At 74.3% G+C, this 11,109-nt stretch carries 13 protein-coding genes and 1 tRNA gene; 5 read left to right on the top strand and 9 right to left on the bottom strand.

Annotation, left to right across the window (positions count from 1 at the left end; translation table 11 throughout):
- Positions 1-82 precede the first annotated feature (82 nt).
- Positions 83-1,375: a YibE/F family protein gene (locus CFLA_RS00830; protein ID WP_245530279.1), complete on the top strand. Its 1,293-nt coding sequence runs from the start codon at positions 83-85 to the stop codon at positions 1,373-1,375.
- Here the strand turns inward: CFLA_RS00830 and rpmF are convergent.
- The 5 genes from rpmF to rpmB form a co-directional block, all read right to left on the bottom strand.
- A complete protein-coding gene (gene rpmF / locus CFLA_RS00825) occupies positions 1,341-1,526 on the bottom strand; it encodes a 50S ribosomal protein L32 (RefSeq protein ID WP_013115416.1) in 186 nt (61 codons plus the stop codon). The two genes, CFLA_RS00830 and rpmF, sit on opposite strands and share 35 nt — an antisense overlap.
- Positions 1,526-1,648, bottom strand: coding sequence for a type B 50S ribosomal protein L36 (gene ykgO / locus CFLA_RS00820; protein WP_013115415.1), 123 nt, complete (start codon positions 1,646-1,648; stop codon positions 1,526-1,528). Before ykgO ends, rpmF begins: the two co-directional genes overlap by 1 nt.
- A 109-nt stretch (positions 1,649-1,757) precedes the next feature.
- Positions 1,758-2,063 carry a 30S ribosomal protein S14 gene (gene rpsN / locus CFLA_RS00815; RefSeq protein ID WP_013115414.1) on the bottom strand — a complete coding sequence of 102 codons (306 nt, stop codon included), beginning with the start codon at positions 2,061-2,063 and terminating at the stop codon, positions 1,758-1,760.
- 1 nt (position 2,064) lies between these two features.
- Positions 2,065-2,232 (bottom strand): 50S ribosomal protein L33, encoded by a 168-nt coding sequence (gene rpmG / locus CFLA_RS00810; protein WP_013115413.1) that lies wholly within the window; start codon positions 2,230-2,232, stop codon positions 2,065-2,067.
- Positions 2,232-2,468, bottom strand: coding sequence for a 50S ribosomal protein L28 (gene rpmB, locus CFLA_RS00805; protein WP_013115412.1), 237 nt, complete (start codon positions 2,466-2,468; stop codon positions 2,232-2,234). The genes rpmG and rpmB overlap by 1 nt, the downstream gene beginning before the upstream one ends.
- A 73-nt stretch (positions 2,469-2,541) precedes the next feature.
- Here rpmB and CFLA_RS00800 point away from each other — a divergent pair, with 73 nt between their 5' ends.
- Positions 2,542-3,636, top strand: a complete 1,095-nt coding sequence (locus tag CFLA_RS00800; protein ID WP_013115411.1) for a CobW family GTP-binding protein — start codon at positions 2,542-2,544, stop codon at positions 3,634-3,636.
- Between the two features lie 68 nt (positions 3,637-3,704).
- Here the strand turns inward: CFLA_RS00800 and CFLA_RS00790 are convergent, their stop codons facing one another.
- From CFLA_RS00790 to CFLA_RS00780, 3 genes are all read right to left on the bottom strand, one after another.
- Positions 3,705-4,394: a hypothetical protein gene (locus tag CFLA_RS00790; RefSeq protein ID WP_013115410.1), complete on the bottom strand. Its 690-nt coding sequence runs from the start codon at positions 4,392-4,394 to the stop codon at positions 3,705-3,707.
- 437 nt (positions 4,395-4,831) lie between these two features.
- Positions 4,832-5,368, bottom strand: a complete 537-nt coding sequence (locus CFLA_RS00785) for a hypothetical protein (RefSeq protein ID WP_013115409.1) — start codon at positions 5,366-5,368, stop codon at positions 4,832-4,834.
- Between the two features lie 370 nt (positions 5,369-5,738).
- Entirely contained in the window at positions 5,739-7,241 is a 1,503-nt protein-coding gene (locus CFLA_RS00780) for a vWA domain-containing protein (protein ID WP_013115408.1), read from the bottom strand.
- Between the two features lie 290 nt (positions 7,242-7,531).
- Here CFLA_RS00780 and CFLA_RS00775 point away from each other — a divergent pair, with 290 nt between their 5' ends.
- Positions 7,532-8,713: a Fic family protein gene (locus CFLA_RS00775; protein ID WP_013115407.1), complete on the top strand. Its 1,182-nt coding sequence runs from the start codon at positions 7,532-7,534 to the stop codon at positions 8,711-8,713.
- 42 nt (positions 8,714-8,755) lie between these two features.
- Here CFLA_RS00775 and CFLA_RS00770 read toward each other — a convergent pair.
- Positions 8,756-8,826 (bottom strand) — tRNA-Gly (locus tag CFLA_RS00770).
- A gap of 116 nt (positions 8,827-8,942) precedes the next feature.
- Here CFLA_RS00770 and CFLA_RS00765 point away from each other — a divergent pair.
- A complete protein-coding gene (locus CFLA_RS00765; RefSeq protein ID WP_043599425.1) occupies positions 8,943-9,542 on the top strand; it encodes a GNAT family N-acetyltransferase in 600 nt (199 codons plus the stop codon).
- Positions 9,543-9,662: 120 nt separating this feature from the next.
- The gene (aztD, locus tag CFLA_RS00760) at positions 9,663-10,952 is read left to right on the top strand and encodes a zinc metallochaperone AztD (RefSeq protein ID WP_013115405.1); all 1,290 of its coding nucleotides are present in this window, start codon (positions 9,663-9,665) and stop codon (positions 10,950-10,952) included.
- Positions 10,953-11,109: the final 157 nt, after the last annotated feature.

Genomic DNA, 11,109 nt, shown 5'->3' with positions numbered 1-11,109 from the left:
GACGGCGGCGCGTCGGGACCGCCCTGCGCACCCACGGCGTGCCGCGGTCGGTCCCGCCGTCGGGATCGTCGAGGCTGGCCCGGTGACGAGGACGGACGACGCGACACCGACGCAGGAGCGCGACGTGAGGACCGCGGACGGTCACGCCCACGCGCACGGCCCCCTCGTGCTGCGCCCCGCGTCCGCTCGCCGCGCCCGCACGCTCCTGGCCCTGCTGCTCGTGCCGGTGGCCGTGCTCACCGCCGTCGGCGCGTGGTGGCTCTGGCCCGACCCCGAGGCGCGCCCCCCGCAGTTCGCCACCGACGGGCCGGGCGTCACCTACGTCCGGGGCGAGGTCGTCGAGGTCCATCCGGCCTCCCCCGAGCAGGACCAGGCGACCGTGCGCCTGGCGGACGGGACCGAGGTCGGGCTGCAGGTGCCCACCGAGTACGTGCCGGAGCTGACGCCGGGTGACGTGGTGCGCGCCGCGCGCCTGCAGGTCGCGGCCATCGCGTTCGACCCGACCGCCGACCCCGACGCCATGACCACCCAGCACGTGTTCGTCGACCTCGTCCGCGGGCCGCCCATGGCGCTGCTCGCCGGGCTCTTCGTGCTGCTCGTCGTGGTCGTGGCCCGCTGGCGCGGTCTGGCCGCGCTCGTCGGCATGGGCCTCGGGCTCGGGGTCGTGGCCGGCTTCACGCTGCCGGCCCTGCTGACCGGCCGGCCTGCCGTCCCCGTCGCGCTCGTGACCAGCGTCGTCATCATGTTCGCCGTGCTGTACCTGGCGCACGGGGTGTCGGTGCGGACGTCCACCGCGCTGGCCGGGACGCTCGTGGGGCTCGTCGCGACCGCGGCGATCGCGGCGTGGGCCGGCGGCGCCGCGCACCTGACGGGCCTGTCCGGGGAGTACGCGCTCGACCTGATGTCGGTGGCCCCCGACGTGCGGCTGCGGTCGGTGCTCGTCTGCGGGATGGTCCTGGCCGGGCTCGGGGTGCTCAACGACGTGACGATCACGCAGGCGTCGGCGGTGTGGGAGCTGCACGCGGCGAGCCCGGGACGGCCGTGGCGCTCGCTGTTCTCGCAGGGGATGCGCATCGGGCGCGACCACATCGCGTCGACCGTCTACACGATCGTCTTCGCGTACGTCGGCGCGGCCCTGCCGCTGGTCCTCCTGGTCAGCCTGTCCGACCGGGACCTGCTGGGCCTGCTGACCAGCGGGGAGATCGCCGAGGAGGTGGTCCGCACACTGGTCGGGTCGATCGGGCTGGTGCTGGCGATCCCGGTGACGACGGCACTGGCAGCGACGTTCGTGCGGCTCAGCGCCGCCGCCCCGGACCAGGACGCGGCGACGGACGACCGGCTCACGGCGCCGGAGGCAGCCCCTGCGGGTCGATGAGCCCGCGCCGCAGCGCGGGTACCAGGCGCGGGGGCACGACGACGTCACGGCCGTCGACCCGCACGCGCGTCAGGGGGGTGGGCGTCGCGACCCACTGCGCGCGGCGCGAGCGGGTGCGCGAGCGCGACGTCCTGCGCTTGGGGACGGCCATCAGCCCTGCCTCGCCTTCCACCGCGGGTTGCGCTTGTTGATGACGAAGGTCTTGCCGTGCCGCCGCACGACGATCGACCCGTCCTTCTTCTTCAGCGACGCGAGCGACGCACGCACCTTCATCTGCTGTCCTCCTGATCCGACGGCTGCTTTCGCTGCGGGGTGCCGTAGCGCCGGTGGAACTTCTCGACGCGTCCGGCGGTGTCCATGACCGTGCGCTGCGGGTGTCCCCTCACCAGCTCGACGTGGTGACGCCGGGCAGCTCGCCGCGCAGCGCCATGTCACGGAACCGCACGCGGGAGAGCCCGAACCTGCGCAGGTGGCCGCGCGGGCGGCCGTCGGCCAGGTCACGGTTGCGCAGGCGCACGGGGCTCGCGTCGCGCGGCTGGGCGTGCAGCTCGGCGCGCGCGGCGATCCGCTCGTCCTCGGTGAGGTGCGGGTTCACCGAGGTGGCGCGCAGCTCGGCACGGCGGGCGGCGTACCGGGCGACGACCTCGCGGCGCTGGGCGTCGCGGGCGATCTTGGACGTCTTGGCCATGTCAGCGCTCCTCGCGGAAGTCGACGTGCCGGCGCAGCTGCGGGTCGTACTTGCGCAGGACGAGCCGGTCGGGGGTGGTGCGGCGGTTCTTGCGGGTCACGTAGGTGAACCCGGTGCCGCCGGTGGACCGCAGCTTGATGACGGGCCGCAGGTCCAGGCGCTTGGCCATCAGACCTTCTCCCCGCGGCGCAGGATGCCCGCGACGACGACGTCGATGCCGCGGCGGTCGATGACCTTGATGCCGTCCGTGGACACGCGCAGGCGCACGTGGCGCCCGAGCGAGGGCACCCAGTAGCGGCGGCGCTGGATGTTGGGCACGAAGCGCCGGGGTGTGCGGCGGCCCGAGTGGGACACGGTGCGCCCGAAGGTCGGCGCCTTGCCCAGGACCTGGCAGTGGTTGCTCATGGCGCACGACGCTAGTTATTGATTATGGTTCTCGTCCATACTGAGAACTGTTCGCACCTTGCAGGAGGAGCCCATGCCCCGCACCCCCGTCGTCGTCCTGTCGAGCGTCGACCCGGTCGAACGCGACGCGACCCTCATGTCGCTGCTGCTCGACGCACCGCGCACCGTCGCCGTCCGGCACGACATCCACGACGACGAGGAGGGCACGCTGCGGCGGGTGGTCGCCGACGCGACCGGCGTGCTGGAGGACGAGGTCCTGCCGCTCGAGCACGCCTGCCTGTCGTGCGCCGTGCGGGAGGACGCGGTGCCCACCCTGCACCGCCTCGCCGACGGCCCGTGGGACACCGTGGTCCTCGCGCTCCCGGTGAGCGCCGAGCCGCTGCCCGTCGTGCGCGCGCTCGGCTGGGCCATGCGCCCCGGCGACACCCTCGCCGCGCTGCGACTGGGCACCACGGTGACGACCGTGGACCTCGCGACCCTCGAGCACGACCTGCTCGGGGACGACCTGCTCGACGAGCGCGGCCTGGCGCTCACCCACGACGACCGCCGGTCCGTCGGCGAGGCGCTGGCGGCGCAGGTCGGGCACGCCGACGTCGTCCTCGTCGAGGGGTCGAGCAGCGTCCACGCCGTCGCGTCGGACCTGCTGGACCACGTCCGCGCCACCGACGGCCGGCGCGTCGACGGCCGCCACCGCGTGCGACTGCCGGACCTCACCGCGGTCGACCACGCGCCCACCACCGCGGAGCGCCGCCTGGACCCGGCGCACGTCGCGCCCGTGCCCGGCGCCCCGACCCGCAACGGCGTGTGGACCCTGGACCTGCACACGGACCGCCCGTTCCACCCCGAGCGCCTGCTGCACGGCGTCGAGCGCCTGGGGAGCCCGCGCGTGCGCAGCCGTGGGCGGTTCCACGTGCCCAGCCGCCCCGACACGATGTGCGTGTGGGAGGGCGCCGGCGGGCAGCTGAGCATCGGCGCCGCGGGGCCGTGGGGTCACCGCACGCCCGACACGCGGCTGGTCGTGACGGGGACGGGGGACGAGGCACCGGCGCTGCGCGAGGCGTTCGCGGAGCTGGTCCTCAGCGAGCCGGAGGTGCGGCGTGGCTACGAGCCGTGGCTCGGGCGGCCCGACGTCCTCGCGCCGTGGCTCGGCGACCGCGCCCCGGCCTGACAACCTGACGGCGGGTGCCGGGCTCCTCCTGCCCGGCACCCGCCGTCCTCACGCCGTGCTCGCGCCCCTCAACGCTGCACCACCGTGGGTCCGTAGCCGAACAGTGCCGGCGTGAGCTCGACCGTCACGTCACCCGGGTCGGCGACCGTGAACGCGAGGTTGAAGTGGAGGGAGGCCCCGGCCGGGATGGACACGTCCGGGCCGGTCAGGGCGATGCCCTGGTCCGGGTCCCAGATCGCGGTGCCCGGCTGCCCCGCCGATGTCGCGCTCACCTGCACGGTGTTCGGCCGGAACGCCGCGTCGGTCCGGTTCGTGACGACGACCTGCATCTTCACCGGGACGCCGCCCTCGACGCCCGTCGCGTTACCGCTCGGCTCGTACCGCTGCGGCGGGTTGACGGCGATCTCGAGCCCGTCGCCGTAGGTGTGCACCTGGCCGAACATCACGACGCTGCCGGGGCGCTCGCGCACCTCCTCGCGCGCGACGCTCGCTCCGGCCGCCTCGGCGCTGGGGATCGAGGGCACCATGATCCGGAAGGCCACGACCGCCGCGACGACGGCGGCCGCGGCGACGAGGGCACCGGCCACCAGGACGGCGCGGCTGCGCCGCTCGGGCTCCTCGACGGGACGGTCGAGCTCCGGGCGGGTGTTGATGGCCGACACACCGAAGCCGGTCGTCGGGACGCCGGAGCGCGGTGTGGGGACGGAGCTGAGGGTCGGGGCGAGCGCCCGCTTGCCGTGGGGGCTTTCGGTGGTCACGCGTAGGTCTCCCTGGGCTCGGCGGCAGCGGACGCGACCGGGTCACCCGGGCACGCCGCCATGACGGACCCTCCCGACGGCGGCGACACGCGGGCGCGACCGCGCGGCGCCGGATGGAGGGGGACGAGACGCTCCGCATGCGTCGTCGACACGGTGAAGTTATCGTCCGTTTTGTCCGATCCGACGTGCCTAAACGCTTCGCCGACGGCAATTCACATCAGGCTCTCACCTTGTGACCGGTGGGTTTGACTTCGCCGCCCGCCAGGGGCCCACGCACACGACGAGGGGTGGCACCGAAGCCGGTGCCACCCCTCGTGCCCACGTCGTCCACCGACGCCGATGGGCGTGCAGCAGTGACCGCCGCAGCCCCGCTCGGGCCGCCGTCTGCTGCCGACGACCGGGCCCGGCGGACCCCCGGCCCGGTCGTCGGCGCCCGCTCAGCCGATCGTGTAGACGACCGGGTCGTAGCCGCCGAGGGCGGGCGTCAGCGTGAGCGTGACGTCCTCGGGGTCCTCCACGACGAACGCGAGGTCGAACGCGACGACGTCCGCACGGCCCAGCGGCCGGCTGGGGCCCGTGAGCTCGATGCGCGAGCCCGGGTCGAGGATCTGCGTGGCCTCGACACCGCCGGACACGACGGTCACGCCGAGCTTGTCCGGGACGAACTCGTTGCTGGTGCCGTTGATGAGGTTGACGCGCACGCGCACGGCCTCGCCCTCGGCGCCGGCGACGTCGGCACCCTCGGAGGGGACGAACGCGGCGGGCGCCTTCACCTCGACCACGAGGCCGTTGGCGTACGTGTACGACTCGCCGAACGTGGTGGTGGTGCCGGCGTAGGTGGCGGCCTGGGCGGGCTCGTCGCTGCCCCCGGCGCTGGCGGTGGACGCGCAGCCGGCGGCGAGCAGGACGGCGGCCGCCGCGGCGGCGACGACAGCCGTGCGACGGGTGCGACGGACGGAGGTCGAGCGGGTCACGGGTGCTCCTCGGGTCGGTGCCGCGGCCGCGGCCCCGGACCCGGAGCACGTGCCCGCGCACCGGACGTCACGCAGTGCGTGACGCGACCACGACCCGGTGCGGCGGTGCGGGGGGGCCGCGACGTCGGACGGACATCGCCCCTCCCCCTGGGCCGCAGCCAACGTAGCAGCGGCCCAGGGGACCGCCCAGGTGGCGTAACCGATCCGAGACCAGGCCTCTGACCAGCGCCGACAGGGCGTCGACGCGCTTGCGAGCGTGCGCACCTGGGCCGCGTGGGTGACGTCCCGAAGGTCCCGGCTTCACATCATCCTCACATCTGCGTCCATATCGTGGGACGAATGTGGGGACGTGCTCACCCGGTCGGGCAGGTCAGGTGGTGGCCCGGTCCACGAGCTCCACGAGCTCCTGGACGGCCCGGTCGCCGTCGAGCACCCCGAGCAACGTGCGCGCCTCGGCGCGCACGTCCGCCGGGGCGATCTCCTGCGACCACGGACCGTCGGTGAGGTGGTCGGTGAGCAGCGCGACCACGAGGTCCTGCCGCAGCCGCGGCGAGGCCTCGCGGGGCGACGCCGCGCAGTCGTCACGGCTCAGCGACGCGTCACGCTCCACGGGCCGCCCGTCGTCGTCGAGGTAGCGGACGGTGGCCCGCACGAACGCCCCGTCCCCGGCCCCCTCGCGCATGGCGACCTCGTAGAGCGCGGTCGTGGAGCGACCGGCGAAGACCTCGCCGCCGTCGACCGCGTCGTTACGGAAGTCCTCGTCGGCCACCGCCCTGTTCTCGTAGCCCAGGAGCCGGTACCCGGCGACCTGCGCGGGGTCGAACTCGACCTGCGCGCGGGCGTCCGTCCCGGCCACGACGAGCGAGCCCGTCAGGCCGGTGGCGAACACCCGCTCGGCCTCCGCCTCGCCGTCGACGTACACGTGCCAGCCGTCGCCCTGGTCGGCGAGCTGCTCGAGCAGGTGGTCGTTGTACGTCGTGATGCCCACCCCCACCGAGATGAGGCTGATCCCGGCCTTCGCCTGCGACGAGATGCGCGCGAGGATGCCCTCGGGGTCCGTCTCGCCGACGTTCGCGACACCGTCGCTGACCAGGACGACGCGCGTGAGGCGCCCCTCGGTGCGCATCGACATCGCCAGGTCGTACCCGAGCGCCAGGCCGGCGGCGGCGTTCGTCGAGTCCCGCGGCGCCAGCCGGTCGATCGCGGCGAGCACGCCCTCACGCTCGGCGACGGGCGTGGGCTCGAGGTAGACGTCGGCCTCGGTGGAGTAGCAGACCATCGCGACGCGGTCGGTGCGCCGCAGCGACGACACCAGGGTGCGCAGCGCGTACTTCGTGGTCTCCATCTTCCCGGCCTCGTCCATCGAGCCGGAGCAGTCCACGACGAGCACGAGGTCCGCGTCGGCCCGCGACACCGCCGACGCCGGCGCGCTGCTGATGCCCACGCGCACGAGCCGGTGGTCGGGCCGGAACGGCAGCGCGGTCGCGTCGATGCTCACACCCAGCCCCTCGGCGGGCGGCTCGTAGTCCTGCGCGAAGTAGTTGACGAACTCCTCGGTCCGCACCCCGAACGGGTCCACGGAGAACCCCTGCCGCACCGCGTCGCGGAACCGGGTGTACGCGCCGGTGTCCACGTCGAGCGCGAACGTCGACAGCGCGTCGCGCGCCGGGTCGGTCATGCCGGCGGCGGTCGGCCCCGTGGGGCCGGGCTCGGGGTACGGCAGGTCCTCCTGGTACGGGCCGGGCTGGTACGCGCCGCTGCCCTCCCAGTCGGCCGTCCCGTCCGCGGAACCGCCGGCCGAGCACGCCCCCAGCGCGACCGCCACCCCGCACACCATGGCCACCAGACCCGTCACCCTGCCGTGCTCGCCCATCTCGGCCCTCCCCGTCCTGCTCGTCGTGGTGGGCGTGACGCTAGGGGCGGGGCGGGAGGCATATGGGTGACGTCATCCGGTCGTGACCGGACCGATGGACTTCCGTGTCCGGCGTGGCCGGTCCGTGACCTGGGGGTATGCGGTTCGTGACGTGGGAGGTACGCCCGACCGCCGCCACACGGTGCTCACCGGGCCGGACGCCACAAGCGAGAACAACGCCGAGTTTGTTCTCGCTTGTTGGGCACAACCGAGAATATGGTGCCAGTGTTCTCGCTTGACGGAGGTGCGACATGACGGACGCCGAGACCACGCGCACGTTCCCCGTCCACACCCGCGAGACGCTGCCCTGGGTCCCTGCGAGCGGACGGCGCGCGGAGATTCCGACGTACGACGCAGCCATCCCGCCTCTCATCGCCGACCTGCGCGTGACGGTCGGCGGCGACACGATCGAGCACGCCCGGGCTGCGGCCGTCGAGGTCGCGGTCCTCGAGCGGAACCACGCCGGTCAGGTCACCACGCTCGAGCCCTTCCTGCTGCGGACCGAGGCGATCGCCTCCTCGCGCATCGAGGAGGAGCTGACCACGGTCGACCAGCTCGCCCGCGCCCAGCTCGGCATCCGCGCGCCCCGGACCGCGCGTACCGTCAAGGGTGCCATCGACGGCCTCACGCTGATGATCGACCGCTCCGGGGACGGTGTGGACCTGGCCGACATCCTCGCCGCGCACCGGCCGCTGATGGCCGACGACCCCGAGGAGAAGTGGCACGCGGGCGAGCTGCGGACGGTGCAGAACTGGATCGGCGGCTCCCACCGCTCACCCCGCGGCGCCGTTCACGTCCCGCCCACCCCTGCACGCGTGCCGGGGTTGATGGACGACCTCGTGCGTTTCATGCGTCGCACGGACCTCGACCCGATCGTCCAGGCGGCGGTCGCGCACGCCCAGTTCGAGTCCATCCACCCGTTCACCGACGGCAACGGGCGCGTCGGACGATCCCTGATCAACGCGTTGTGGCGGTACCGCTCGCTGACCCGTCAGATGGCAGTGCCCGTCGCCTCGGCGATCGTCGCGGAGCGGGAACGGTACTTCGGGCTCGTCAACGACTACCGGGACGGACACGTCGAGCCCTTCGTGCTGTTCCTCGCGGACGCGACCCGCCGGTCGGCGCGCGAGGCGACGGTGTCCGCCGAGCGCCTGCGCGAGCTGCCGGACGTCTGGCAGGAACGGGTGCACGCCCGCGCCGGTTCCGCCGTGGAGACGCTGCTCCGGCTGCTGCCGCAGCACCCCGTCGTGGACGCCGGCGACGTGGCACGCCTGACGGGGGTGTCGACGGCCCGCGCCTACGCGGCGATCGGGCGCCTGGAGGAGGCGGGCGTCCTGCGGCGCATCACCGAGTCCCGGCGGGACATGGCGTGGGCTGCCGGCGACGTGCTGGACGAGGCCGACCTCATGATGGACCGGCTGAGGTTCGCGTGAGCCGGTCCGGAACGGCGCCGGACATGAGTGCAGGGAAAGGGGAGCGGGTGACGGGAATCGAACCCGCGCTCTCAGCTTGGGAAGCTGAAGTTCTACCATTGAACTACACCCGCGCGGCGCCCTGAGGCGCTGCGGCGACGATCCTACCCGCTGCGCGGTGTGCTCCTTCAACCCGGACGCGCCGGGGCGTGCCGTGCCGCGGGTGCCCGGCAGTGGCAGGGTCGTGCGCGTGACCGCGACGCTGCGTCCCTTCCACCCCAGCGACCTGCCGGGCATGTACCGCGTGTGCCTGCTGACGGGTGCGGCCGGCCGGGACGCGTCGTCGCTGTACCGCGACCCCGACCTGCTCGCGCACGTGTACTGCGGGCCGTACCCGACGGCCGACCCGGGTCTGACGTGGGTCGTCGTCGACGGCCGCGGCGTGGGCGGGTACGTCGTCGCGACGGCGGACACCTCGGCGTTCGACGAGTGGTGCGAGCGCGCGTGGTGGCCCGTGCTGCGCGAGCGGTACGCGCAGCGCGCGGACCCGGGCGACGGCACCGAGGACCACGTGCTCGTCGGGCGCGTCCACGACCCCCGTCCGTCGCGACCGCCGGACACCGCGCCGGCCCACCTGCACATCGACCTGCTGCCGCGACTGCAGGGGCAGGGCTGGGGGCGTCGGCTGATCGAGACGCTGGCCGGCGAGCTGCGGGCGCGCGGGGTGCCCGGGGTGCACCTGGGGGTGGACGTCCGCAACCGGCGGGCGATCGCGTTCTACGAGCACCTGGGGTTCGTCACCGACGCGTCGTACCCGTGGGGGCACCGGATGGTCCTCGACCTGCGCTGAAGGTCTCGCCGCCGGCCGGGCGGGCGCCCGTCCCGTCTTATTGATCTTGGGTCTCACTATTGCTAGGTTCGCGGCGCTCAAACCCCACCGAGAGGACAGGGCGCCACGCCCAGCCACGCCATGACCACTGCACCGCTCCCGCGCGCCCGCCGCGCTGCCGCCACCGCCACGCTGGCACTGACCACCACCCTCCTGGCAGCCTGCGCCGGCACCGCCGACGGCGCCCCCGCCGGCGCGACCCCCACCGCGCAGGCCACGACCCCCGCCGCCCAGGAGCGCGCGACGGCGGTCCCGCGCCTCGCCGTCTCCTACGACGGCGGCGTGCAGGTGCTCGACGCCACGACCCTCGAGGTCGTCGCCGACCTGCCCCTCGACGGCTACCTGCGCCTCAACCCGGCCGGTGACGGTCGCCACGTCGTCGTCAGCACCGCCGAGGGCTTCCGCCTGCTCGACGCGGGCACGTGGAGCGACGAGCACGGCGACCACGCGCACCACTTCACGGTCGACCCGCTGCTCACCGACGTCACGTACCCGGCCGTCACCCCCGGCCACGTCGTCGTGCACGACGGCCGCACGGTGCTGTTCGACGACGGCACCGGCACCGTCACCGCGCTCGACGCCGGCGACGTCGCCCACGGGCCCGACGACGCGGCCGGCGCCCGTACCCACACGACGCCGCACGCGCACCACGGCGTGGCCGTCGAGCTGCACGACGGCACGCTCGTCGTCTCGGACGGCACCGAGGACGCGCGCACCGGCGCCCGGGCGCTCGACGCCGACGGCCGCGAGATCGCCGCGTCCGACGAGTGCCCCGGCGTCCACGGCGAGTCGGTCGCCGCGGACGACGTCGTCGCCATCGGCTGCGAGAACGGCGTGCTGCTCTACCGCGACGGCACCTTCACGCACGTCACGAGCCCGGACCCGTACGGCCGCATCGGCAACCAGGCCGGCAGCGACGCCTCGCCCGTCGTGCTCGGCGACTACAAGTCCGACCCCGACGCCGACCTCGAGCGGCCCACCCGCGTGTCCCTCGTCGACACCCGCACCGCCACACTGCGGCTCGTCGACCTGCCCGCGTCCTACACGTTCCGCCCCCTGGCGCGCGGCGACGCCGGCGAGGCGCTCGTACTCGGCACCGACGGCGCGCTGCACGTCATCGACCCCGAGACCGGTGCGCTGGTCCGGTCCGTCCCCGTCGTCGCGCCGTGGGAGGAGCCGGCCGAGTGGCAGACGCCGCGTCCCGCGGTCCGCGTCCACGACGGCACCGCCTACGTCACCGAGCCCGCCACCCGCAGCATCCACGCCGTCGACGTCCTGACGGGCGAGGTCTACCGCTCGGCCCGCCTCGACGTCGTCCCCGACGAGCTCACCGTCGCCCCGGGCGGCACAGCCCCCACGCACTCCCACTGACCCACCCCCTGGGCCGAGAGAGCAATCCCGTCATCTCCTCGTGACCAGATTGCTCTCTCGCGGGCTGGGGTGGGGCTGGATGGCTCTCTCGCGGGCTGGGGTGGGGGCGTCGTGCCCCCGGCGGGGTGGCGGTCGGGGGAGGATCGGGGCGTGAGCT

It is taken from the genome of Cellulomonas flavigena DSM 20109 (genome assembly GCF_000092865.1).
In the GTDB taxonomy this organism is placed as follows: Bacteria; Actinomycetota; Actinomycetes; order Actinomycetales; family Cellulomonadaceae; genus Cellulomonas; species Cellulomonas flavigena.
This window is presented reverse-complemented; position numbering and strand designations above follow the sequence as displayed.